Origin of the sequence: Rhodococcus sp. Leaf225 (assembly GCF_001426145.1) — a bacterium.
Classification (GTDB): Bacteria; Actinomycetota; Actinomycetes; order Mycobacteriales; family Mycobacteriaceae; genus Rhodococcoides.
The window spans coordinates 478,570-501,927 of record NZ_LMRN01000025.1 but is presented as its reverse complement, the minus strand read 5'-3'; the positions used below and the strand labels follow the sequence as shown (position 1 = coordinate 501,927).

Here is a 23,358-nt window from a genome sequence, read left to right as displayed (position 1 = left end):
AAATCCTGCCACGCGAGGCCGCAGTGCTGTAACGAAGCGGGGCGTCGTCACGAACCTGTGAGTAGGTTTACCTTTCACCATTCTTCCCAGCCGAGAGTTGCCAGTCGATGTTCCGTGTTGTGGGCGAGTGGTGGAGTCGACCCTTCGACTACTCCGCGATGCCCGGCTACATGGCGCAGCGCGGACTGCAGCGGCCCTACCGCCGCATGATGGCCGCAGTGGTGCTCATGGTGGTGCTCGCCGGTTCCCTGCTGCTCTTCACCAGCGGGGCACCTCCCTCACCTGCCGCCCGCGCCGTGTTCATCGCCTGCCTGGTCACGGGCGCCGTGTCGGCGCTGCTGTGGCTCCGCGGGACGTGGCCGACTCGTCGACAATCCCTCGTCTTCCTGTTCGGCGACGACGTGGCGCTGGTGGTGGGGCTGTCGATGTTGGCCGACGTGCAGGCCTCGTTCACCGTGTCCGTGGTGTTCGCCCTTCTCGGCATCTACTGCGGCTACTTCCACTCGATCCGTACGCTCGTGGCGCACATCGCGCTGACGGTGGCCGTGTCCCTGTACTTCTTCGGCTCGGCCGCCGCGGAGGGCGACAGCGACGTGGCCTACCTGTCCGTCCTGTTGGTCGTGCAGCTGGCACTGTTCCTTCTTGCACCGCTGCTCTCGCAGATCCCGCTGTCGAACCTGCGGGACGACGCGTACCAGTCGGGCACCGATCCACTGACCGGGGCGCTGAACCGTCGGGGGCTGAGCGCGGTGGTGCACGCGCCGCTGCTGGCTGCGGCACGTCACGACGAGGTGGTGGCGATGATGGTGATCGACCTCGACAGGTTCAAGTCGGTCAACGACCGCGTGGGCCACGAGGGCGGCGACGAGGTGTTGCGACGGGTCTCCGAACGGTTGCAGACCAGTACGACCACCTGGGCGTACGTCGCCCGTCTCGGCGGCGAGGAGTTCTGCGTCGTCGGGATCGTGCCGTGGGCGGAGATGCGGAACCGTCTCGACGACGTCCACGCCGCCGTCCGGTGCGACGCCGACGAGGTACCGGTCACGGCGAGTGCCGGAGTGGCGTGGATCCCCGGCAGCCGGTGGACCCGCGACGCCGACGACGTCGAACTGCTGATCCGCCGCGCCGACCGTCTGATGTACGAGGCGAAGCGCGCGGGAGGGGACAGCCTGCGGTTCGACGACCAGGCGTACACCACGACGGACAACGCGCGCACCTGACACCGGGGCGGACCTACACTCCGCTCATGCATGTCCTCTACGTCTGCACGGGCAACATCTGCCGCTCCCCCACCGCGGAACGCTTGACCGCCGCGTTCGCCCGTGACCTGAACCTGGACGTGACCACCGACAGCGCCGGCACTCGTGCCGTGATCGGGCACGGTGTCCAGGCCGAGGCGGCCCGCGTTCTCGAGTCCCTGGGCGGAGATCCCACCGGGTTCGTGGCCCGCCGACTCACCCCGACCATCGCGTCCGGGGCGGATCTGGTGCTGACGATGACCTCGCGGCACCGTGACGAGGTGCTGACGGTGGCGCCGCGCAACCTCCGCCGCACGTTCACGTTGCTCGAGGCGGCGGAGTTCGCGCGGCGCACCGGGGTGATCGACCCGGCCGCGTGGGTCTCGGAGCGCGCGGCGAACCCGGTGACACAACTCGACATCATGGATCCCATCGGTCAGTCGACCGACGTGTACGAGCGGGTGGGCGACGCCATCTCGGAGGCGCTCGGTCCGCTGTTCGAGATCTGGGGCGCTCGCTGATCGAAGTTCGGACTGCCACCCGCCGTCTCCCCGGCTACGGTATGACTCGGCTCGAGGACACGGGCGGAAACGGAGCGCGGAGACCATGCGTGAGAGAGCTGCCGTCGCCGTCGTGATGGGTATCGCCGCGGCCGCCCTGGCCGGCGGGCTCACCGTCGCTGCCGCCGGCGGAGTGTTCGACGCGGACGTTCGACGGGTCTCTCCCCCACCCATCGACGGCACGGTCGCCGTCGTGGGCAGCCTGACCTACGCGCCCACCATCGAGGTGCCGCCGTCCCCGACGTGGCAGATCGCGCCCGTCACCACACCCCGGCCCACCACCACGCCTCCGCCGACCACCACCGCGGCCACGACGGCCGACGAGCCGACCACCACGACGCGGCGCACCCGCACGTCCACGACCACCACAACCGACGCGGACGACGCCGAGTCCGGGGACACGGACTCGGGGGACAACTGACAGTGCCGCGTCCCCCGGTCACGGACGTGGTGCTCGTCGCGCTGGGTGGGGCGATCGGGTCGGCCGGCCGTCACGCCGTTCTGTCGGATGCCGTCCCCGCGGCCGGACTTCGCGTCACCGTCGCTGCGATGCTCGTGATCGGCTGTCTCGCACTGGGTCTCGTCCTGGGAGCGACGAGATCCCCCACGAACCCGTTCCGCGTCTTCGCGATCGGACTCTGCGGCGGCTTCGCCAGCTTCTCCCTGTACGCGGTGGTGGGATCCGCGTTGTCGACCGCGTGGATCGGCGTCGTCTTCCTGGTGGTCACACCCGTCGTCGCTCTCGCGGCGATGGCGGCGGGCGCTCTTCTCACCGCCTCGATCGTGCGCCGATGAGCTCCGCCGTGGCCTTCGTCGTCGGCGGAACACTGGGCACGGTGGTCCACTACGTAGCCACCTCGATGTCGAGGGCACCCCAGCGAATGGTGCTGGCGGCCAACGTCGCCGCGTCCGCGCTGTACGGGGTGGTGGCCGCGATGGGTGCGCACTACGCCGGTGGCTGGAACACGCCGTGGGCCGCCGCGTTGCTCGGATTCGCCGGGGCGGCAGCACCGTTCACCGCCCTGGGCCTGCAGGCGAGCGCGACGACCGGCCCCGGCCGGGTGCGCACCATCGTTCTCGGGATCGGCGCGAACGTGCTGGCCGGTGCGGCCGCTGCCTTGCTCGGCTACCTGTCCCTACGTTTCGGTGTGACGCTCTATCGCAAGCTGCGCTGAGAGACGTCGGTGCACGTGCCCTGCGCGCGAGCCTTGACGAAGCCGGCGACCTGGTAGAGGTAGGTGTACTCCCAGTCGGCCAGCGAGAAGGCATACGACCGAGGAACGGCCCGCATGGTGACCTCACCCGAGAAGCACTGTCCGAAGATGTATCTCGCGCGCGGAAGGTGATACCGCCAGCTGATCACCATGACGTGCGACCATCCGTACTGCTGCGCCAGGCGTTGCGTGAAGATCGCTTCGCCTCGCGTGGTGCTCGGCACCGGCGCGGGGCACAGCACCGTCAGGGTCGCGGTGCCGGACGCGCACCACGCTGCCATGCGCCGATCCCGCGAGTTGTAGGGATCGGACAGGACGACAGTGTCGGCGACTCCGGAACGGGCGAGGTCGAGGCCGTACTCCTCGCGCCCGTCGTGCTCACCACCCAGCACGATGATGGCGTCGACGGCCGTCACCGGATCCTCTGCTGCACGGGTGAACAGCACATATCCCGAGGCGCCGAGTCCCACGGTGCCGGCGACCACGAGGGACGCCATCACCAGCGCGAGGCGCACCGTCCAGGACATGGGTCAAGGCTAGGCGAGAGTGCGGTTGCACCACCGAGTGAAGCCCGGGCGCACCCGGAATACTCCGGCCACGGGTGCCGTTGAACAGGCCGACGGTGTTCGATTCCACTGCCCCGGGTACCAACCATCAGCCGCTTCGAGCGGCCACCTGCCGAGAGGCGCACTGGCGGGCACCGTCGCCTATGACAAAGCCGCAGACCCCTGGTCTGCGGCTTTCGTCGTTCACACGGTGCGGGTTCGAGCACCCGCCTCTGTCAGGACTGATACGGACGGCGAGGCGGCGGACGCATCGTCGACCGACTCGGAACCTGCTCGGCCTCGTACCCGTTGCCATTGCCGTTGCCGTTGCCGTTCGCGTTCTCGGCCTGACGCCGGGCAGCTCGGCCGCCATGGCTCCGGGTGGGCTCGTAGCGAGGCGCGGGATGGATCTCGGGAGCGGGTTCCGGTGCGGGCTCGGGCACCACGACCGGCGCTGCCGGCCGCACGGCGGCGGACGGAGCGTCCTGACGAGCGACCGTGGTGTCCGTCTCGTAGTAGTGGCGGTAGTCGTAGTCCCGCTTGCCGCGCGACGGGGCCATCGTGAGGATGACGCCCAGGATCGGGGCACCCACCTGTGTCAGGTTGCCCAGTGCACGGGTGAGCTCGTCCCGCTTGGTGTGGCCGTGGCGCGCCACGACGATGGCGCCGTCGGCGTGCGCGGTGATGACGGATGCGTCGGTGACGGGGAGTAGCGGCGGTGCATCGACGACGACGTAGTCGAAGCTCGCGCGGAGCGTGTCCATGACGGTGCGCGCCGCCTCGGACCCGAGCAGCTCGGACGGGTTGGGCGGCAACGGTCCGGAGGCGAGCACGTCGACACCGTGGAACTTGGTCGGCTGCAACACTTCCTCCACGTCCGCCTGTCCCGACAGCACGGTGGAGAAGCCGACCGACCCGACCAGGCCGAGGTACTTCGAGACACGGGGACGACGGAGGTCACCCTCGATGAGAGCCACGTGGTGGCCGGCCTCGGCGAGGACCAGCGCGAGGTTGACGGCCGTGGTGGTCTTGCCCTCGGCGGGCACGGCGGACGTCACGACGATGACGCGCGGCGGCGAGTCCACCTCGAGGAACTGGAGGTTGGTGCGCAGTTCGCGGAACGCCTCGGCGGTGCCGGAGGACGATTCGGCGAACGAGAGCGCCGCCTCCTCCTTGATCGTCTTGTCGAAGGGCACGACGCCGACGACGGGAACGCCCGAGAGGTCGGCGAGCGTGGTGCGGTCCTTGATGGTGTTGTCGAGCCGGTCGCGGATAACGGCGAGCGCGATACCGAGCAGCAGGCCGACGGCCACACCGAGCGCGAGGTTGCGCGTGGTCTTCGGCGAGATCGGGCCGGTGGGAACCTGTGCCGGCTCGACGACGCTGACCTGGGCCAGCGGAGCGCCGCCGCCGGGAGGCGTCTCGAGGTCGTCGACGAAGTCCACGAACGTGGTGCCGATGCCGTTGGCGAGATCGCGCGCGGTCGTCGCACTGGCGTCGGACACGCACGTGTCGATCAGCACGGTGTCGGGCGACGACGTGGTGCGGACCTTCGACGCCAGCGTCGACGGGCTCATGGAGAGGCCGAGGCTGTCGATGGTGCGCTGCGCGACGCTCTCGCCGCCGAGGAGCTGCGTGTAGGAGGCGACGCGCTGCTGCGACGCCAGGTTGCCCTGGTACACCTCGGTCACCGAGGACGACGACGAGCCGGTGGAGACGTAGAGGCGTGTGCACGCCTCGTAGACGGGCGTGGACACGAGTGAGAACACCAGCGACGCCGCCGCGGCGATCACCGTGGTCAGAACAATCACGATCCACCGCGCGCGGAGAATTCTCACGTAATCAGATATCTCCACCGAGACGACTCCTCACATCGATGACGGCCGGACCGAGCACCCGGACCACACATCTGGGGCAAACTTCTGGACTCACCTTAACCATGTCGTGACCATCGGGCATCTCGGGAACGGGGCGAAAGCCCCGCTCCGGTTTTTACGCGATAAATGTGAGAAACACCGATTTTTGAAATCACGATCAAGTTCGTGAGCACTGCATACTTCGGGCTGCTCCGCTCGCCGTGTGGCACAGTTCACCACGTGACCAAGCTCGACCGCACCGATGCTCGCCTGTTGCTCGCGCTCTGCGACATCCCTCGCGCCACCGGAGTCCACCTCGCCTCGGTTCTCGGACTGGCGCGAAACACGGTTCAGGCCAGACTCTCTCGTTGGGACGACTCACATACCCTCGCACCGATGGACCGGCTCGTCTCCCCTCGGGACCTGGGGTATCCCCTCCGCGCGTACGTGGGCGCAGTGACGGACCAACACCGCCTCGAAGCGGTCATCGATCGCCTGCGGGACATTGCCGAGGTGACCGAGGTGGTCGGCGTCTCGGGCGGAGCGGATCTGCAGATCGGCGTCTCGGCCGCCGACGCAGATGATCTGTATCGCGTGGCCGGGCTCATTCTCGCGGTTCCCGGGGTCGAACGCACGACGGTCTCCGTCGTGATGCGCGAAGCGATTCCCTATCGCACCCGGCCGCTGATCGAAAGACTTGCGCGCGAGAACGACAATTCCTGATTCCACTCCTGTTACGTGTGCGCAAAACAGGGATCGGGCCCGACGGAAGCGTGCAACCACCCCTCGACGCAGGTTCCACGCTGATACCGTCCGACAGGTGATACGCCCAGGTTCCGGCGGCCGCAGTCGTGTTCGGTCCCGGGCGCCCTTGACCGACGTCGTGCGTCGCCGTATCGCTGTGCTGATCCCGACGTTCGCCCTCCCCGGCATCCTGACGATGTTCAGCGCTGCCGGCCCGGCCGCCGGCGCCCCGCGTATCGCTGCCATCGCCGTTCTGCTGTCCACTCTTCCCGTGGCGGCAATCGTCGCCACCGCTCGCAAGTCGTTCACCTGGTGGCGCCGGGCGCGCACCCAGCGCGCCGTCGCTCTTGCCTTCACCGTCTACGCCGACGTGGGGACGTCGACCTTCCTCCTGCTGTGCAGCAGTCACGCTCTGGGTCTCGCCGGGTGCGCACTGTTCGCGGTCATCAGCTCGTACGTCGCCTTCTTCGGCGGACGCGCCACCGTGGTGGTGCACCTGGTGCTGACCACCGTCGTGATCGGCTGGATGACAGCGCTGGTCCTGCGCGAGCAACCGATCGGCGCGATGGCCACCATCGCCGCGGCGACGAGCATCTGGCTGGCGGTCAACGCGACCATGTCCATCGTGAGCACCACCTCGATGTCCCTGCACCGGCACCTCGAGCGTCAGATCGACAGTGCGCGGACCGATCCGCTGACGGGACTGCTCAACCTGCGGGGCCTGGAGGTGCAGGCGAAGCGGCAGCTCCGCGGACGGTCACAGGTGGGATTCCTGCTCGTCGACCTCGATCACTTCAAGTGGGTCAACGATCATCACGGGCACATCGCGGGCGACGGGGTGCTCGCGCTCGCCGCGCAGCGCCTGCGCGATCACCTGGGTGACCGGGCAGTCGTCGCCCGACGCGGCGGCGAGGAGTTCCTCGTGGTGCTCGACGCGCAGTCCACCGGTCTGCACGCTCTCGCCGAGTCGATCCGCCTCGCGCTGTCCGACACGTCCGACCTCATCCCGGTGACGGTGAGCATCGGGGTCTCGTGCCTCGACACCACTCGGATGACGGCGGCCCCGATCGCGTCGACCATCAATCACGGCATGCACCTCGCGGACATCGCCATGTACCGAGCGAAGGCGGCGGGCCGCAACACCGTGGTGGTCTACACGGACTGACGTCCGCGCGGTTTGCCGTCCCTCTCCTCGGGTAGCTCGCACGCGAGCCATCACCCGACGACGAGAGGACCGTCCCATGGCCGTCAATCCGATCGAACTGCAGAAGCACCTGGCCGGCGCCGACTACCCGGCGTCGCCGAAAGACCTGGCCGATCTCGCGAAGAGCAACGGCGCGGACGACGACGTGGTCGACGCACTGTCGTCCATGCCCGACGACAGCTACGACGGACCCGACGCCGTCAGCGCCGCCATCACCAAGAAGTAGGTCAGGAGTCGAAGCGCCGGGGCGGCACCGGACTCGTCGGCAGGTAGATCAGCTCCGACGATCCGATGTCCGCCGGCGCGACGTTCTGCGCGGCGATGATCGCGGCGGCGTGCTCGCTGTCCGTGGTGCCGTGCGCCCGCGCCAGGCGGGACAGCCGAGTGCGTGCCGCCGACGTGGAGTCGTCGAAGAATTCGGCCAACACACCGGTCGCACCCGAGATGGTGGCCGCGCCGCTGAGTACTGCCTGCACGGCGGCCGACGCGTCGACGCGTCGTATCTCCGACGCTCCGGTGGTGAGGGCCAACGCCGTCAGGTCGGCGAGCATCTGCCCCAGCTCGTCCGGACGCTGGGTCCCCCACGGTTCGGCGGTGTAGACGGCCAGGGCGCCGAGTCCGACGCCCAGTGCGACGACCGGATACGCCCGTACGGCGCCGACGCCGCTCTCCTCGGCAAGTGCGCGGTACTGCTCCCACCGGCTGCTTCCCGCAGCCGAGGCGTCGCCGATCATGGCCACGGCCGTTTCCCGGGCACTGGTGCGGACGGGACCGGACGTGAAGAGCCGCTCGTCGGCGGCCGCACTGCCGACACTGGCGGTGGCCACGGCGTGCAGCGCATCTCCGTCCACCAGGGAGATGACGGCGATGTGGGCGTCGAACCCGGTGAGTGCGGTGCCCGCGATGCGCTCGAGGAGGGCGGGCAGGTCGAAGCGAGTGACCAGCGTGGCGGTGATGTCGGCGAGGGCGAGCCGAGTGGGCGTCGTGTTCACCGGGGACCTCCGTTGTCTCGTTCGTCTCTCATGCTGATCCGACGGGCCACGACGTCGGCGGCGACCTCGGTGACGCTGCGCCCTCGCGCGAAGGCGTGCGCGCGCAGACGGTCCATCGCCACATCGGTGGTCACGGCCAGTTGCACCGCGATCATGCCCGCCGCCACGTAGACGTCGGCGCGGCTGTACGGGCCGGCGCCCTCGATGGCGGCGACGTCCTCCGATGCCAGAGCATCCTCCGGGGTGGCCGCCGCGTCGTCGGTGTCGTCCGGGTTCACGTAGTGCCCGAGCACCGTACGCGCGATCGCGACGGCGCACATGCGGGCTGCGTCGTGCTCGACGTCGGTCAGGTCCACGGGCGTCGAGCGGTAGAGCTCCAGGACGCCGAACGACGACGCGCCACCCAGCAGCGGGTAGGCGTACATCCCGCGAGCGCCCAGCGTGGCCGCGCCCTGTCCGAAGATGGGCCAGCGGGCCGCTGAATCGGGCGAGCGGATGTCGCCCACCCGTACCGGTTCTGCGGAGCGATGCGCGTCGATGCACGGGCCTTCGCCGACGGTGAACTGCAGTTCGTCGAGCTGCTGCGAGAGGGCGTCCGTGGCGAAGACGAGTTCGCGCACGTCGTGTGAGGTGCCGAGAAGTGCGACCGCGGCCCCGTCGACACCCGTCAGCCGCACCGACGTCTCGGTGACGTGGCGGATACCGGTGAACGAGGATGCACCGTCACGTGAGGACCCACGACGATCATCGTCACGGGTGGGGTCGTCGGGCATGGAATCCACGAGCGAACCTCCTCCGGACGCCCGGTGCGCCTCGCACCCAGTGTCCCACGCGCAGTGTCCCGGACGCGGAATGCGCCTCCTACTTTCCGATCCCGCTGCGCAGCAGCTTCCACGGGACGGCGGCGGACTCGAGCTGCACCGCGAGGCTCATCTTGGAGGTGCCGTCGACGCGCTCCTCGAAGCGGATGGGCACCTCGGCGATGCGCAGACCGTGCTTGATGACGCGGTAGTTCATCTCCACCTGGAAGGCGTAGCCGTTGCTGCCGACGGACGCGACGTCGATGGTGCGCAGCGTCGATGCGCGCCAGGCCTTGAAGCCGGCCGTCGCGTCCTTGACCTTCAACCGCAGGATCGCGTTGACATACAGGTTGGCCCACTTCGACAGCGCCTTGCGGTGCCACGGCCAGTCCTCGGCGACAGCGCCGCCCGGCACGTAGCGCGATCCGAGCACCACGGCGGCGTCCGACTCCTGCAGGCGCTGCACCATGCGCGGAATGGCCTCGCACGGGTGGGAGAGATCGGCATCCATCTGTACGACGATGTCCGCCCCCTCCTCCAGCGCGCGCAGGATGCCGGCGACGTACGCGCGGCCCAGCCCGTCCTTGGTGGTGCGATGCAGAACACTCACCGGGATGGCGGCGGAGGTGGTGAGTCCGTCCGCCACGTCGCCCGTCCCGTCCGGCGATCCGTCGTCGACCACGAGGACGCCGAGGTTCTTCATCTGCAGGTCGGTGAGCATTCCGACCAGCTTGGGAAGGTTCTCGCGCTCGTTGTACGTGGGTACGACGACGGTGATGCGGGGGTCAGCGGAGGCTTCGGACACTGTGGAATGGTGATGGATCGGCCGGTAGATCGCAAGAACCGGACACACCGCGTCGCTCAGCGGCGCGGGACCATAGCCCACATGGCCGCGAGCACCGTGGACGCTGCGACGCACCACACCGTCACGTTCGATGCCCCGCCCACCATCAGTCCCAGCGTCGTACAGAGAAGAAGGACAGCGAGTACTGACGCTGTGCGAGCGTCGAGTCGCCTGGTCATCGTCGACCCGCGCCCTTGTGCCCACGCGTGACCTGATCGGGGTCCGCCACCGCTCGACCCGCGACCACCCGGTCCTCACACGACGTCTCTCCCCCACCGACCTCACCGACGAATCCGCCGACCGCTGCCCCGACCGCCACACCGAGGGGCCCGCCGGCCGCGCCCAGCATGCCTCCGACACTGGCACCGCTCAGTGCTCCGCTGAGCATCCCGGACGAGCACTCGTCCACCGCGAACTCCCACGACTCGGCGAATCTCTGCATCGGATCGGTCACCTCGGTCGCCGCTGCCGACCCCGCGCCGACGACGGCGCACGATCCGACAGCCACTGCGATGACGAGTGTTCGTGCGAGCTTCATCTGATCCCCCGATTCGTGGCGACGCCGTGTCGCCTCGCTATCGAGAGAAACAGCCCCCGAACAGGTAATCCATGACGTTGGCGCACGAATATCGACCGGCTACACGGGCGCAACGCCACCGCTTTCGGAAATCTGGACTAGCTGCATAACTTCGATCTGGACCAGGCCGCCCTGGGGCGGGTGTCCATTGTTGACATTCAAGACCCAAGCGGCAAAGCGGCGGACTTCGGCAGCGCCATGGGCGTGGGGACGAAGAACCTTCTTGGCAGGTGAAAATGTAAGCATCACGGCGCAGTCCTCACCCGGACTTGCACGAACAAGACGCGTCGACGTTCGGAACCAGGTTTGGGTGCAATCACGGGAGGACTGGGTCGGTTGATCGTCGCCCTGGTGGGGCGTCGCAAAATGACAGTAGCTCATGACACCGCTGTGGTCGGGGCAGCCGCAACTGTTCGACGGGGCGACGGGGCGAACCCACTGTCGACGACCCCACAGTGAAATAGCGGTTACCGCACCGCTGGGGTGAGGTAGTCACAGATCTGTCGATGCCCCACCTGACGATTCATGGTTCATTATTCACGTACAGCATTGCCTGATCACAGGAACTAGACGGTCGAATTGAGCCCTTCAATACCGCTTCAGCGCACCGAACGTAAATCAAAGCAATTAGTGCACGATAAACCCAATAGACGATTACAATCTTGGCTGGTGAACCGCACCTACGTCCAGCGTTTCGGCGGTGCGAACAACAGGCCTAGTCCCATACGACCTGCCAGCACGTATATATATGACGACGTTAGGGCTATCAGTATTGCAGCGACAGGCGCATACATTACCGCTATCATTCGCGGCCAGTTCGAAATTGAAACCGAGTACTTTCCCCATACATACGCAAGAATAGACACAAAGAAAAACTGGAGGACATAAACAGGCAGAGTCCGACTTCCGAGAACCTGCAACCCGCGCGAACTTCGAGAACGACCAAATCGCATAGCGAGGTTTGCAGTCACGAGGATTCCTATGACGCTTGCACAGAGGACCAATACCTGACTTCCGGAAACGTGCGCTAAGAACACTAACGAGAAGTACAACGCGAATCCAAACAACGCTACGGGAACTTTGATGACTGAAACAGAAATCAAGATTTTTCCACGGAGGCGTACGCCTGCAACGAAAAACACCATGTTGGCGCAAACGCTACCCAACAAACTCGACGAATCCGTGAAGTCGCTTGCGACTTCGTTAGCAAAGTATTCAACATGCTCACGCAACATGTAAGGGACAAGCAACACACATAGCACTAGCAGAACGTTGATATTTGCAGTAACTCGCGCCAATATAAAATACAACGGTAGAGAAAAAAGGTACCAGTAACCGCTGCAAACCAGAAAAACGTCGGCTAAGAAAGATAACGCACTACCCTTGAACGAGTCATTCGCAGTCCCGGGTATGAAGTCACGACTCGCGAGAAGAACAGACCACAAAAAATACAAATATAGCGGAATGACAATCCTGCTACGCGCACGTACTAACGGACCGAAGACGCGCGATGACGCAAGTATGCCCGAGATCGCAAAGAACAGGGGAATACGTATCGGTTCCAAGTAATCGTCGACGACCATCCAATTAAGTCCGACGATCTCCCAAACGCCTCTCGCCTCGGACACTTGCTGCCTCACCAGATGGTGGAACACAACGAGAAGAACGCAACCGCCACGAGCAACATCTAACCATGTCATTCTTGTCGAAGCCGTTGGCACGGAGGGGTCTTTCGGCGCAGTGGCGTCGTTGGCATGACTCAAGAGCTCGCACCCTGAATCCACCAACGCCGGCAACCCAGGACAGCGCCGTCACCGGTTTGCTCAGATTGCTCTGATTGCAGGTAAGCGCCGGCTATACCGATCAACCCAAAGAACAGCCCGTAAGTTGGCGCCGCGGTGAAGACGGCTCCGGCCATTGACTCGATTACTAATTCTACGGTCCACAGAACCGCAACTGTGTACAACCAGCTCAGCCTGGCGTCACTTGAGGACTTAGCACCGCGCGAGAACGACGAATAAATGCGCCAAAGCGCAAACACAAACGCTAGCCCTCCGATAAAACCAGCCTCTCCAAACACTGCCGGCCAGAAAGTATCGGTCAAGAATTTACCAGACTCTTGAGTGTCGCCAAGACCCCACACATATCGGTAGCCGAGATCGGCGTATTCAGGACTGTAGTAAGCGCGCGCAGTCGCGCTGCCGAACCTACCGAAACCAGCGCCGAATGGGAAATAGTTGAACGCTACACCGGCACCATCGGAGTACAGTCTTATTCTCGCAACTTCATCGGGATTCGAAAGATATTCGGTCGCAGTCGCGTCAAGCACAGACATCAAGATTGGCCAAATCAGCACTAACGCGATCGGAACCAGTACCGAAGCGACAATCACACCCTTGACACCGTTAACCCTAATGTACAAATAGCCAGCACCGATTAGAAGCGCCGCGATTACCTTCCGTCGCACTGTCAACAACGTAGTCACAAGAGAGGCCACAAGCATCGCGGTGTTGAAAGCGCTCGACCCGTGGTACACACGATAAGCAAGCGCTGCAAGTCCAAAAAGTGCCACCGTAGTACCGAAGTATCCAGGATGAACAAAGGGACCGATGATAGGCGGAATGCCATACCTATACCCAAAACCTGGCGATGACATCACAGTACCCGTCCAGAACCCAGGAGCAGCAAGGTTAACTACCGCACAGCCAAAAACAAACGTCATAATGACAGACCCAGATTTAACCATCCGCGAGATGTCAGAGGGTGCCCAGTCGATCTGCGATACGGCCCAACCGCAAAGAACGCCTTTGCCCGCCAAAAGAAGTCCGCTCACTAGCACAGCAGTGGGCACATCGCGGATTACGGCCGACAACAGTCCGCACAATATGTATACGGCGAAACAATAGAATCCCGGGAACAACCGCAGTTTTCCGTGTGCCAGGAGCCTCATTATCGGAAAAACGATGGCGCATATAAAAACGCACATCTCATCGAGATAACCAACCTGAGACATGCCGCTTCTGTACTCAAGAGTCCGCACAAAAAGCAGCACAAGAGCGGTGACTAGCACAAAAAACTTGGGGTGTGCATACGCCAGTGCGACCGAACAGATCAGTAACAGCGATGGGAGTACGACGAACGGAGCAACGACCGCCGCTATCGACAATGTGACTGCCGCGAAGGATGCCACTACCCAGAACGTGAGCCCACGGACTTCAGGGTGACGCCGTTTCCACTGGCCTAGAAAAATCACAGGTCTGAACCACCGATTCCGTCAGTGTCAGGCATGTGCCGCGACAGTCGGACGAACAACGCCCACCACAAAATTGCATTTATTGAGCTTGACAGCAGCAACCCTATCACCGCGCCCGTCACTCCGCTCTGCGATGCACCGATAATGACTGACAGTAAACTGATCGGTACAGTCACACACCGCATGCGTAGGGACTCCGTAGCCCTCTTCATCCCTCGTAGCGCGGACGTGGCGCCGTAAGCCAAGTTGGCGAAAATGATTGAACCTGTTAGGGCTGGGGCCAGCGCATTGCCAGCCACCCAGGAGCTTCCGAGAAGCAATCGGCCGACAGAATCCGGAATGAAAAAAATGAATGCCCCGTAAAGCAACGTGAGACAGGACAGGGTACAACTCACTCGCACGGCGTAGAGCCGAATAAGTTGTGAATTCCCCGAACGCGCGATTCGTGCCACTGCCGGTAAAACAAAAACCGACACTCCTAACACAAGAATATTGACAGGACCTAAGAGCACCTGAGCAGCGCGAAGTGCACCGGCCTGTAGGAGGTCACCGAAGAAGACGACAACAAAAATTGTGCCTTGCTGGACGCTCGACAGCAGAACAAATTCCACAAGAAACTTTGGACTGATACTTTTATTAGCGACCCACCAGCCCGACAGTGAACCAATAGAATGCTGCTTGCGAAATAGCACGATACTCTGGTACGCAATTGATGCCACCGAACCTAGACCCCATACCAGTATGTAGGAGGACAGGCTCGTCGATCCATTCGCCAGCAAGATCGCATATCCGGAAGCCTGCACAACTACCCAAGTCAGATCCGCAATAAGAGACAAAGTCGGCTCTTGACGACTGAAGAACAGGTATCGAATAGCGTCCTGCAATATTAGTGCAGGAAAAATGCACGCTAGAGAAAAGAAGCCCGCAGAAAGATCACCCGCAGTTGCGAGTCCGCTGATTACCGATACCGCGGAACCGACGACCCCTATGGTTAAAGACGCCAGCAGCGCACCCTGTCCTACCCCCGACGTCTCGACGCCCACGGCCCTGGGGTCCTTGACGAGCATTGCGTCGCCAACGAATGCTCTCGCTGCACCTTGGAACACAACAAAAATTGCAAAGCAAAGTCCAAATGCGCCGAACGCAGACTGGCTGACCTGGCTCGCTATCGTCACCGACATCGCAAGATTGGAGGCACTCGCGACCCCCTGGTCTAAAACCGACGCGCCCATTCTGACTTTTGCGCTGAGCGTAGACGTCATAACACTTCTCTCAGCGAGTAGTGGCGGTCGCGGATTCTGGCCCCGGCATATTGGCTAGAATCTCGCAAGCGCCGACGCACGCATCTCGAAGTTCTGCTAGCTTGGCGTCACTAAGGATGTGTCGGCTTGGTTCATCCAGCATGTTCTTTACCGCCGCTGCCAGCCGGTCGTCATTCACGTCTTCAATGCGGATGACTGCGTGACCCAACCCCAGAGAGTTGAAAAGTTCTAACGTTTTGAACTCGTATGCAATCGCGACTACTGGAGTTTTGTTCACCAGAGAAAGGATAGCCATGTGCATCCTCGTCGTGAGAACTGCAGAAGATGCACGGATCTCTATCGCCAACTCGTCGGGCGTCCTGTGCACTGCGTCGATATCGACGTCGGTCTCGGAGAAAATTTCACGGGCAGTTGCAGAATCGTCGATGTAGCCGTCAAGTCCCTGGCATGTAGACATCGCCACGGCCTGAAAACCCGAGGAAATCAGGCTGGAAGCAACTGCCTTATGTGCCGATTCATACGACCCGGCGGTCAAGGCGGCTCCATCGGAAGTCAGTGACCAGCTCCTGACAGATAACAGCATCCGATGCTTCGGCGGTGAGTAGGGGGCTGACGACAGAGCAAACGCCGCATCTGGCCGCACCTCCGTTCGAGCAACGTACATGCCGAGTGAAGACCAGTACTTCAGTGAGCGCGTGTCCCGGAAGAGGCCGCCATTGATCACTTCCGCAATAGCTCTCGCCGACTTGATCGACCCCGTCGACTTGAACGGGCCAGCCGATTGTGTCCATAGGTACACGGGGACGCCAATGCGGTGCGCGAATACAAGCTCAGTCGCTCTGGGAGCGAAATTGTAATGGTCAACCAAGTATGTGCCACCGCTACTAATGACTGCGTCGGCGTCGAAATAACATGCCATGGTGCGAAAGAAGGCACTACGGTCAGCAAACCTAAGTCCAAGCCATGCAGCCAATCGGCCCTTGTGTGACAAAAACTTAACTGACATGCGGAGTAGTTCTTGGGTGAGTCTTTTGATAATTCGGTTTCGGCTCGATGATGGATAACATAACTGCTGTTCGATGCGGAGATCCGGGTAGAGGTTCCGGGTAAGGTTGGCGTTCGCGTCAATAACCGTGACTTCGTCTCGTCGCGATACACCTGCGACTTCTAGGGCCCTCACAATCCCGTGCAGGATTGCCGCATCACCGGTATTGCTGAGGACGGCGTTCGTTATGACGATCTTCACGAGGCACCGGCGGATAGCGACAAAGAGATTGTCTTCTTGGACGCCTCAACAAGGTCGGACCAGACCAGTTTCTCGGGTTGGCGGTGGGTTGCAAGCCCGAGAAGCGCTAGTTCTCGCGCGATTTGAAGCTGGTGGTTGTCAACATGCTCGTTATGGATTTGTTCGCGCGCCACTAAGACCGGCGACATTCCAATATCCATTATTTGCATGGCTGAGCCCACTCCCGCATGGCTCACCACCACATCGCTTGATTTCATATGCATGACCATCTCCGCATTCGACATCGAGTGAAAAGTCTGTCCCGCTAGGTCATTTCTGGTTGTTTCGCCTAGCTGCCACACAACCTCTACACCGGGCGGGATTATCTCTACCAGCCGATCAACAAGTCTGTCGAAACGAAATGGTCTAATAGTTCCCAACGTGACAAACACTTTCGCGACTTTCGAGTCTGCATTATTATTGTCGTCGATCTCATAATCCTGCAGAACCGACGGATGGGCTGGCCATCTGCGCGAAGACCACGATTTGTGTTGCGTAAAAGTCTTGATGGTTGGGACTCTCGCCAAAATACGGCCTGTGAATGACGGGCCGTCGAAACGGGACACACTCTCGATGTATACCGCCTTCGATCCCATAACCCTCGCTGCGGGTAGGGCGATCAAAGCAATGGCCGCGCCGGTACTGATAACCACATCTGCTCGTTCGCGGCGCAGGGCCGACAGCATAGCTGGCGCAGCCGAGATAAGCGCACGGAGTGCGCGCGGCGCCACATAAGGAACGTGCGCAACTCTTTGACCCTCTAGAAGGGATTCTGATTGCGGGTGGTCAAATGTAATCCAAAGTGGATCTGGACCGACTCCTAGATGCGGTCTGAGTCGTGCTAATTGCGCGAGATGACCGCCCGTGCTCGCCACAAGTATCGCACGGTTCGCGCCGGCCTCTGCGTTGACTGTGCCCGTCATGACGCTTCCTTCCCGTAGGCGAGGCCAACCCAGTGGTCCTCGAACAGTTCCGCAATCACGCGTCCCGAATGGCGCTGTTCGATGCGCAGGTGACCCAATTCCGCAAATCTCGAGCGGAGGTCGTTGTCGCTGAGTAGCTGTCGCATCGCTGTAGTGAACTCGTCAGTCGAACCAGGGCCGACCACTAGGCCGACACCCTGAAGAAGCTCTCCGACCTGGCCGACGTCTGTTCCTATGACTGCGCATTTATTCGACATTGCCTCAAGCAGAAACATCGGTAGCGCTTCGGCTCGCGAAGGCAGAACGGCCACTTCCGCTTTAGCTAGGAGGTCCTCAACAGAGTCTTGCCTCACCGCGCCGAGAAAAGTGCATCTAGGAACTTGCTTTTGAATCGAGAGCCGATTCGGCCCAGCTATGACGAGTTGCCAGTCAGGAAACTCGTTCTCTAGAGCTTGCCAAGCGGCCAATAGTATATCCGCGCCTTTCCTGGTGGATACTTCGCCAGCGAATACGACAGTTTTGTTTTTCTCCACAAAAGTAGAAGGCACGGTCACCGCATTTCTCGAACGCACAATTGGTACATCAATCAAATTTAACGATTCTATTGCTCGGCATGTTTGGTCGGTAAGAGCTATAATGCTGGTAGCGTGACGCAGAACGGTTCGCACTATCCGGGTGTGGGTGGCAGCAAACCCAACAAAGTTGCTTCCGTGAATGTATGCCGAGACGGGTAGTCCGATTTTCCTGCTGATGACCAGTAGGGATCCTTCACGGATGAAGGAGCCACCCTGGGACATGTGGACTACCACTACGCTGCGATCGCGCCCATATCGCAGCTTTAAAAGCCTCACTAAAGCCTTTGGCCAGTCTATTAATGCGCGAGGGTCGCGTTTGCCGCGGGTCGTACGGACAGCTTCAACATGGCACCGCTTGTAGTTCCACTTTACGTGTTCGGAAATTACCTTCGCGATGCCCCCGGGTATGTCGCCGACAACACCAAGGTGGACCACTTTGATTGCCGGCCGTTCGGTCATTCGCTAATCCTAATTTCGAAAGATTTCTCGCATATGCCGTTAGACAAGCCAACCGCCACCGCTGTCGCCCAGCATGCGAACGTAGCGATGCTTACTGACCTGCGTCTGCTTACTCAGCGAAGGCCTCCTCCCAGTGGTGCGTTACGACGAAACCAGCCTTGACCGGGCACATGCACCGTCGCCCGTTAAGATAACGGATAGTTCACGCCTGTGCATCTTGGGTTTCGCCCGTCGCCCAGGGCGTGTTTTCCCACACACCTCGACCGTCACCATCCCTTATCAATCCTTGCCAGTGCCACGGATCGGGCCGGGGTGGCCGGGCTGAGGTCGTCTGTGCTCGCTGCCGAGCCTATTTGGTTGCAAGCGAACTAGGGATCACTCGGCGGGCGCAGTAGCGGCGACGCGCTCGGTAATCGTTGTTGGTTCGGTGTCTGAGGCGGGTCTGCGTGATACAAATGGCGCTAATTGTGAATTTCTACAGCAAATAGGTAATTTACTGTTGGCCGCGACGCCGACCCTGAAGCCTTCCTCTTTCGGGGCGACATCTTGGTTTACCGTCGCCTCATACCTGGATTTGCAATCTTTGATTCCGGCACCAGAGTCAACTGTTGGAGCGAAGGTCTCAACACGACAAACCTAGGTCCGTTTGGCTTCATCCTGGGGGCTACTACGCGGACGTCGGATGCGCAGGGTGTTAACCGGATGGCGAGGTCGGAGCGGTCATGCGCTCGCGATCATGTGGACTGATGGTTTCCGCCTAGCGCATTGCCGCAATCATCGATGTCTCGTCCAACCATTGAGCCGGTAATTGACTCGAAGTCCTGCGTTGGTGCCCACCCCAGTTCGAGTCGCGCCTTCGACGCATCCCCGACGCTCAAGGTGGGCTCAGACGGCCTCGACAATTTGGCGTCGGATTTCACCAAATCGGACCAGTCCGAGATACCCGCAGCGTTGAAGGCAGTCGCGACGAACTCCATGATCGACCTCGCCTCCCCCGTCGCCACGATGAAGTCGTCACCCTTCCCGTGCATCGCCATCCTGTACATCGCGTCGACATAGTCCGGGGCCCAGCCCCAGTCACGCCGGATGCTCGTGTCGCCGAGGGTGAGGGTGTCCTGCTTGCCGGCGGCGATGGCGGCGACGGCCGCGGTGATCTTGCGGGTGACGAAGGTGGTCGGTCGACGAGGGGACTCGTGGTTGTACAGAATCGCGTTGGTGCCCTCGAGACCACGGGCTCGGTAGACCTGAACGAGGTTGTGTGAGAACGCTTTGGACGCGCCGTACGGCGACGTGGGCCTGATCGGGGTGTCCTCGGTCTGCGGTGACTCGGTCGATCCGGCGAAGATCTCGGCGGACGAGGCGTTGACCACCATCACCTTCTTTCCCGACTCCTCCTGCTGCTGCAGGCAGGCGTCGAGCAGCGCAGCCGCGGAGACTCCGTTGACTCGCGCGGTGGTCACCGGGTCCTGCCACGACTTCCACACGGACGAGATGCCTGCCAGGTGAAAGACGTAGTCGGGCGCGATCTCCTGCACCGCCGTCGTCGTCGCGATCGGGTCGGCGATGTCCTGGTATCGCACGGTCACGCCGTCGAGGTACTGCAGAAACGGGGGTCCGTCGTCGTTCGGGCGCGTGATGCCGTGGACCTGCCACCCTTTCGACACCAGCAGCTCGGCCAGGTAGGTGCCGTCCTGACCACCCACTCCGGTGATCAGCGCCACGGGTGCGGTGTCGTCGAGCTCCACGTCGGTAGGGCCGGTGCTCATGCGGTCAGTATGCCGTCCCGCGTGCCTCGATCCCCAGCCACGTTCGCGGTGTTGCCCAGTCGTGAGCGGGCGAAGTCGTACGCCTCGGTCAACCGCCCGGCCATCAGCGCGAAGTCGAAGGACTTCGCCACCTCCACCGACTGCGCCCTCACGAGTTCCTGGTAGTCGAGGTCGGCGAAGAAGCGCCGGACGGCGATCGCCATCTCCACCGGGGTGGTGCCGGCCAAGGGGTAATTGAGCGACACCATGCTGGGGATGGATCGGCTGAGAATCGGGCATCCCATCTCGGCCGCCTCGAGGGTGGACAGCGGAGCCCCTTCCCACGCAGCGGTGTGGAGGTAGAGGCTCGCGGTCTGGATCAGACGACGAACCTCGGCCGGCTCGATCCATCCCGTGATGCGGACTCCCGCTCGCTCGAGGCACTCGCGCCCCTCGTCACCCGAACCGATCCACACGAACTCGCACGACGGGCCCACCACCTCGGCCACCTCGGCGAAGAAGCGCGGGTCCTTCTGGTCGGCGATCCGTCCGAGCATCGCCACCAACGGGCGGTCCGACGCGGGCGGGCGCTCCACGACGAGGGACATGGGGGTGGCGGTGTTGGGCACTTCGCGGCTCGGCATGCTCGGGCGCAGATCGTGCCCGATGGCCAGTTCGCGAGGACTCACGGCCATCAGCATCTGCTCGCGGCCGGCGAGGAAGCGTTCCACCGCCCAGTACGTGAGGCGCTTCGCGGGCGGGTGGCCCTCCTCCATGGCGTAGCAGTGCGGGGAGTAGACGATGCGGGTGCCCTTGGGGAGCATCGCGCGGAGCAGCCCCGCGTAGCTCGAATGCAGGTGCACGATGTCGAAGTCGTTGTCCAGGATGAACCTTCGTGCGTCACGGAGGAACGCCATGAGGTCGCCGTCGAACGTCTGGACGGTCGCCGTCTCCGGCACGTCGAAGGTCTCGTGGCCCACGCGGGTGCGGACGAACAGATGGTGCTCGTGGGCGTCGGCACCGCGGACGTAGTTCACGATGGCGCTGCGCAGCCCGCCGCCGAACGCTTCCGACACATGCACGATCTTCATCTCGCACCTTCTCGGTCGTGGGTGGCACGACGCTCCCCACCCGCGTGCAGACGAAACATAACGCCCAGAACCATTCTTTGCACGTCGAACAATGTTTGTTCAAACTGGTCGAATTCTTACAATGTAAAAGGTATGGCTACTTTACGTATAAGGTCGATGAAACAGGCCGGAAAGCGGCACCGCGACTGTTTCGAGGTTGCGGGCGCACGGTGACAGACCACGACGAGTCGTCCATTTTCGTGCCATAGTTGTCGGCATGGCGGCACCGGTCTCGACGGACGATTCGCGCAAGCAGTGGGTCTCCCGCGTGCAGACGGGCGCTCGGGAGCAGGCCGGTGAGCGGCTCTACAACGTGGTGATCACCCGAATCCCGTCAGGCACGCTTCGAGTGGGCTGGTTGCGGCTGTTCGGGGCCACCATCGGCGAGGGCACGACCATCAGGATGGGCACCCGAGTGCTGGGGCTGCGCTCCCTTGTCATCGGTGCGCACTGCGCCATCGGTGCCGGCTGCCTGCTCGACGCGCGGGGGCAGGTCACCATCCACGACGACGTGGAGATCGACGCGCACGTGCAGATGATCAGCGGCCAGCACGTCGTCGACTCGGACGATTTCGGTACCACCTACTGCCCCATCGTCATCGGACACCACGCCTGGATCGCCAGTCGGTCGATGGTGGTGGTCGGCGTGCGCATCGGAGCCGGTGCAGTGGTGGGAGCCGCGTCGCTCGTGCGCGACGACGTGGCGCCGAGGACCGTCGTCGCGGGTGTCCCTGCTCGTCCCATCGGGACACGCGACGCGGCTCTCGACTATCACCCGGTAGGGAGCCCGCGCCTCACCTGAGGTGCGTCGTGCTGTCTGCGCCGACGGTGGCTGGTGGCCACGCACCCCAGGACACTCGCGCCGGACAGTCCCAGCTTCCCCACCGAGTGCGTCAGATCCGCCGAGGTGGTCGACCCCAGAAGCGCCACCAGCAGGACGCCGTCCGCGACTCCCGCGAGGACGGCTGCGTCGGCCGAGCACAGCACCGGCGGTGCGTCGATGATGACGAACTCGAAATACTCGTGAAGTTGCTTGACCATCTCGTTCATCGTCACGCGGCCGAACAGGGCGCTCGACGACTCGGTGGCGACGCCGGTACCGATGATGCTGAGGTTGTCACGGTCGGTGGGGACCACCGCGTCGTCGAGTGTGGCCTTGCCGCGCAGCAACTCGCTCAGCCCCGGCACTCCCCCGATACCGAACAGAGTCGGGAGCCGCCCGCCGCGGAAGTCGGCGTCGATGAGGGCCACCGATCTGCCGGTGTCCGCCAGTGCAGCCGCCAGTCCTGCCGCCACCGTCGTCGATCCGGTCCCCATCGTCGGTGCCGCCACCACGATGGTCCGCGGCGGTGTGCCCGTTCTGAGCGCGAGGATTGCTGTGCGGATCTCGCGGAACGCTTCTTCCGCCGTCGGGAACGACGAGCCGAGAAGCAAGGAGTCGGCCATCGCGTCGTTCTGGCGGGGAACGACGCCGAGCACGGGCCCGGCGGCGCCGGCCGCGATGTCGTCGTCGGTGTGCACGGTCGAGTCGAGGGCCGAGCGACCCACAGCCGTCGCGAGACCCAGGATCAACCCACCGAACAGCCCGAACACCAGATTGCGGCCCCAGCGGGGACTCGAGGGAGCGACGGGGAGGTCTGCGAAATCAGCCACCGTGGCGGTGGCTGCCGGCAGTTGCCCCGCCTGCGCCGTCTCCAACTCCTGCACGAGCTGACTCGTCTGGGACGCCACCGCATTGGCCAGGTCGCGAGCAGCGGCCGCGTCGGAGTCGCTGGCCGTGACGTCCAGCAGCACCGATCCCGTGACGGCCGCGGCGGTGACTCTCGACATCACGCTCTCCGGAGGAACGTTCAGACCCAATTCGTCGATCGCGCGCTCGGCCACCTGCTTGCCCACCGCGAGCCCCGCGTACGACGCGACGCGACCGGTGGAGAACAGGCTGCCCTGATACGCGTCGCTGATGGAGCCCGCACCGGTGGTCGAGATGAAGAGTCGCGCCGTCGCCACGTAGGTCGGTTGCGACAGGGCCGACACCGCACCGGCAGCACCGACCGCGAGCACGGTGCACAGCACGATGGTGACCCAGTGTCTCCGCCAGGCCGAGAAATACTCCCGTATGTCCATGACCCGTTCTCCCCGCGGAAGATACCCA

General features: G+C 63.2%; 24 protein-coding genes. 9 read left to right on the top strand and 15 right to left on the bottom strand.

Going from position 1 to position 23,358, the window contains the following annotated elements; all coding sequences use genetic code 11:
* Positions 1–107: 107 nt before the first annotated feature.
* The 5 genes from ASG69_RS20710 to ASG69_RS20690 all read left to right on the top strand — a co-directional run bounded on the left by ASG69_RS20710 (position 108) and on the right by ASG69_RS20690 (position 2,973).
* A complete protein-coding gene (locus tag ASG69_RS20710) occupies positions 108–1,220 on the top strand; it encodes a GGDEF domain-containing protein (protein WP_081821440.1) in 1,113 nt (370 codons plus the stop codon).
* 26 nt (positions 1,221–1,246) lie between these two features.
* Positions 1,247–1,759 (top strand): arsenate reductase/protein-tyrosine-phosphatase family protein, encoded by a 513-nt coding sequence (locus ASG69_RS20705; protein WP_056443943.1) that lies wholly within the window; start codon positions 1,247–1,249, stop codon positions 1,757–1,759.
* Positions 1,760–1,844: 85 nt separating this feature from the next.
* Entirely contained in the window at positions 1,845–2,219 is a 375-nt protein-coding gene (locus ASG69_RS20700; RefSeq protein ID WP_037186942.1) for a hypothetical protein, read from the top strand.
* Positions 2,220–2,221: 2 nt separating this feature from the next.
* Positions 2,222–2,593: a CrcB family protein gene (locus ASG69_RS20695; RefSeq protein ID WP_056443940.1), complete on the top strand. Its 372-nt coding sequence runs from the start codon at positions 2,222–2,224 to the stop codon at positions 2,591–2,593.
* Positions 2,590–2,973 carry a hypothetical protein gene (locus tag ASG69_RS20690; RefSeq protein WP_056443937.1) on the top strand — a complete coding sequence of 128 codons (384 nt, stop codon included), beginning with the start codon at positions 2,590–2,592 and terminating at the stop codon, positions 2,971–2,973. Before ASG69_RS20695 ends, ASG69_RS20690 begins: the two co-directional genes overlap by 4 nt.
* On the opposite strand, the gene ASG69_RS20685 is transcribed toward ASG69_RS20690, so the two are convergent.
* Complete coding sequence (locus ASG69_RS20685) at positions 2,955–3,539, bottom strand: YdcF family protein (RefSeq protein ID WP_056443934.1); 585 nt, start codon at positions 3,537–3,539, stop codon at positions 2,955–2,957. The genes ASG69_RS20690 and ASG69_RS20685 overlap by 19 nt on opposite strands.
* Before the next feature lie 254 nt (positions 3,540–3,793).
* Positions 3,794–5,413: a polysaccharide biosynthesis tyrosine autokinase gene (locus ASG69_RS20680; RefSeq protein WP_082544421.1), complete on the bottom strand. Its 1,620-nt coding sequence runs from the start codon at positions 5,411–5,413 to the stop codon at positions 3,794–3,796.
* Between the two features lie 240 nt (positions 5,414–5,653).
* Here ASG69_RS20680 and ASG69_RS20675 point away from each other — a divergent pair, with 240 nt between their 5' ends.
* From ASG69_RS20675 to ASG69_RS20665, 3 genes are all read left to right on the top strand, one after another.
* The gene (locus tag ASG69_RS20675; RefSeq protein WP_027506980.1) at positions 5,654–6,136 is read left to right on the top strand and encodes an Lrp/AsnC family transcriptional regulator; all 483 of its coding nucleotides are present in this window, start codon (positions 5,654–5,656) and stop codon (positions 6,134–6,136) included.
* A gap of 148 nt (positions 6,137–6,284) precedes the next feature.
* On the top strand, positions 6,285–7,322 hold the full coding sequence (locus ASG69_RS20670) for a GGDEF domain-containing protein (RefSeq protein WP_056695889.1): 1,038 nt from the start codon (positions 6,285–6,287) through the stop codon (positions 7,320–7,322).
* A 76-nt stretch (positions 7,323–7,398) separates the two neighbouring features.
* Positions 7,399–7,587, top strand: coding sequence for a DUF2795 domain-containing protein (locus ASG69_RS20665; RefSeq protein ID WP_056443925.1), 189 nt, complete (start codon positions 7,399–7,401; stop codon positions 7,585–7,587).
* 1 nt (position 7,588) lies between these two features.
* Here the strand turns inward: ASG69_RS20665 and ASG69_RS20660 are convergent, their stop codons facing one another.
* The 12 genes from ASG69_RS20660 to ASG69_RS20620 form a co-directional block, all read right to left on the bottom strand.
* Complete coding sequence (locus ASG69_RS20660; protein ID WP_056443923.1) at positions 7,589–8,353, bottom strand: GAF domain-containing protein; 765 nt, start codon at positions 8,351–8,353, stop codon at positions 7,589–7,591.
* Positions 8,350–9,126, bottom strand: coding sequence for a GAF and ANTAR domain-containing protein (locus tag ASG69_RS20655; protein WP_056443920.1), 777 nt, complete (start codon positions 9,124–9,126; stop codon positions 8,350–8,352). The genes ASG69_RS20660 and ASG69_RS20655 overlap by 4 nt, the downstream gene beginning before the upstream one ends.
* Positions 9,127–9,214: 88 nt before the next feature.
* The gene (locus tag ASG69_RS20650; RefSeq protein WP_056444345.1) at positions 9,215–9,958 is read right to left on the bottom strand and encodes a polyprenol monophosphomannose synthase; all 744 of its coding nucleotides are present in this window, start codon (positions 9,956–9,958) and stop codon (positions 9,215–9,217) included.
* A 214-nt stretch (positions 9,959–10,172) separates the two neighbouring features.
* Positions 10,173–10,535, bottom strand: a complete 363-nt coding sequence (locus tag ASG69_RS20645) for a hypothetical protein (RefSeq protein ID WP_056443917.1) — start codon at positions 10,533–10,535, stop codon at positions 10,173–10,175.
* Positions 10,536–11,254: 719 nt separating this feature from the next.
* Positions 11,255–12,274, bottom strand: coding sequence for an acyltransferase family protein (locus ASG69_RS23385; RefSeq protein WP_082544420.1), 1,020 nt, complete (start codon positions 12,272–12,274; stop codon positions 11,255–11,257).
* Between the two features lie 59 nt (positions 12,275–12,333).
* A complete protein-coding gene (locus ASG69_RS22655) occupies positions 12,334–13,764 on the bottom strand; it encodes a hypothetical protein (RefSeq protein ID WP_156380610.1) in 1,431 nt (476 codons plus the stop codon).
* A 59-nt stretch (positions 13,765–13,823) separates the two neighbouring features.
* Complete coding sequence (locus ASG69_RS22650; protein ID WP_235579023.1) at positions 13,824–15,089, bottom strand: hypothetical protein; 1,266 nt, start codon at positions 15,087–15,089, stop codon at positions 13,824–13,826.
* Between the two features lie 10 nt (positions 15,090–15,099).
* Positions 15,100–16,335 (bottom strand): polysaccharide pyruvyl transferase family protein, encoded by a 1,236-nt coding sequence (locus tag ASG69_RS22345; RefSeq protein ID WP_162246757.1) that lies wholly within the window; start codon positions 16,333–16,335, stop codon positions 15,100–15,102.
* Positions 16,332–17,297, bottom strand: a complete 966-nt coding sequence (locus tag ASG69_RS22340) for a glycosyltransferase (protein ID WP_082544418.1) — start codon at positions 17,295–17,297, stop codon at positions 16,332–16,334. The genes ASG69_RS22345 and ASG69_RS22340 overlap by 4 nt, the downstream gene beginning before the upstream one ends.
* Positions 17,294–18,331: a glycosyltransferase family 4 protein gene (locus tag ASG69_RS22335; protein WP_082544417.1), complete on the bottom strand. Its 1,038-nt coding sequence runs from the start codon at positions 18,329–18,331 to the stop codon at positions 17,294–17,296. The genes ASG69_RS22340 and ASG69_RS22335 overlap by 4 nt, the downstream gene beginning before the upstream one ends.
* Before the next feature lie 734 nt (positions 18,332–19,065).
* The gene (locus ASG69_RS20625; RefSeq protein ID WP_056443908.1) at positions 19,066–20,097 is read right to left on the bottom strand and encodes a GDP-mannose 4,6-dehydratase; all 1,032 of its coding nucleotides are present in this window, start codon (positions 20,095–20,097) and stop codon (positions 19,066–19,068) included.
* Positions 20,094–21,167: a glycosyltransferase gene (locus ASG69_RS20620; RefSeq protein ID WP_056443903.1), complete on the bottom strand. Its 1,074-nt coding sequence runs from the start codon at positions 21,165–21,167 to the stop codon at positions 20,094–20,096. The genes ASG69_RS20625 and ASG69_RS20620 overlap by 4 nt, the downstream gene beginning before the upstream one ends.
* 256 nt (positions 21,168–21,423) lie before the next feature.
* Between ASG69_RS20620 and ASG69_RS20615 the strand changes: the two genes are divergently transcribed.
* Positions 21,424–22,008 (top strand): acyltransferase, encoded by a 585-nt coding sequence (locus ASG69_RS20615; RefSeq protein ID WP_235579022.1) that lies wholly within the window; start codon positions 21,424–21,426, stop codon positions 22,006–22,008.
* Here the strand turns inward: ASG69_RS20615 and ASG69_RS20610 are convergent.
* Positions 21,978–23,330, bottom strand: a complete 1,353-nt coding sequence (locus tag ASG69_RS20610; protein WP_056443900.1) for a polysaccharide biosynthesis tyrosine autokinase — start codon at positions 23,328–23,330, stop codon at positions 21,978–21,980. The genes ASG69_RS20615 and ASG69_RS20610 overlap by 31 nt on opposite strands.
* Positions 23,331–23,358: the final 28 nt, after the last annotated feature.

Bases quoted from the DNA above. Each gene is read 5' to 3' on its own strand.
- ASG69_RS20710 (WP_081821440.1), top strand. From the start codon at position 108: ATGTTCCGTGTTGTGGGCGAGTGGTGGAGTCGACCCTTCGACTACTCC.
- ASG69_RS20705 (WP_056443943.1), top strand. From the start codon at position 1,247: ATGCATGTCCTCTACGTCTGCACGGGCAACATCTGCCGCTCCCCCACC.
- ASG69_RS20700 (WP_037186942.1), top strand. From the start codon at position 1,845: ATGCGTGAGAGAGCTGCCGTCGCCGTCGTGATGGGTATCGCCGCGGCC.
- ASG69_RS20690 (WP_056443937.1), top strand. From the start codon at position 2,590: ATGAGCTCCGCCGTGGCCTTCGTCGTCGGCGGAACACTGGGCACGGTG.
- ASG69_RS20685 (WP_056443934.1), bottom strand. From the start codon at position 3,539: ATGTCCTGGACGGTGCGCCTCGCGCTGGTGATGGCGTCCCTCGTGGTC.
- ASG69_RS20665 (WP_056443925.1), top strand. From the start codon at position 7,399: ATGGCCGTCAATCCGATCGAACTGCAGAAGCACCTGGCCGGCGCCGAC.
- ASG69_RS20655 (WP_056443920.1), bottom strand. From the start codon at position 9,126: ATGCCCGACGACCCCACCCGTGACGATGATCGTCGTGGGTCCTCACGT.
- ASG69_RS20645 (WP_056443917.1), bottom strand. From the start codon at position 10,535: ATGAAGCTCGCACGAACACTCGTCATCGCAGTGGCTGTCGGATCGTGC.
- ASG69_RS23385 (WP_082544420.1), bottom strand. From the start codon at position 12,274: ATGACATGGTTAGATGTTGCTCGTGGCGGTTGCGTTCTTCTCGTTGTG.
- ASG69_RS22650 (WP_235579023.1), bottom strand. From the start codon at position 15,089: ATGACGTCTACGCTCAGCGCAAAAGTCAGAATGGGCGCGTCGGTTTTA.
- ASG69_RS22340 (WP_082544418.1), bottom strand. From the start codon at position 17,297: ATGACGGGCACAGTCAACGCAGAGGCCGGCGCGAACCGTGCGATACTT.
- ASG69_RS22335 (WP_082544417.1), bottom strand. From the start codon at position 18,331: ATGACCGAACGGCCGGCAATCAAAGTGGTCCACCTTGGTGTTGTCGGC.
- ASG69_RS20625 (WP_056443908.1), bottom strand. From the start codon at position 20,097: ATGAGCACCGGCCCTACCGACGTGGAGCTCGACGACACCGCACCCGTG.
- ASG69_RS20620 (WP_056443903.1), bottom strand. From the start codon at position 21,167: ATGAAGATCGTGCATGTGTCGGAAGCGTTCGGCGGCGGGCTGCGCAGC.
- ASG69_RS20615 (WP_235579022.1), top strand. From the start codon at position 21,424: ATGGCGGCACCGGTCTCGACGGACGATTCGCGCAAGCAGTGGGTCTCC.
- ASG69_RS20610 (WP_056443900.1), bottom strand. From the start codon at position 23,330: ATGGACATACGGGAGTATTTCTCGGCCTGGCGGAGACACTGGGTCACC.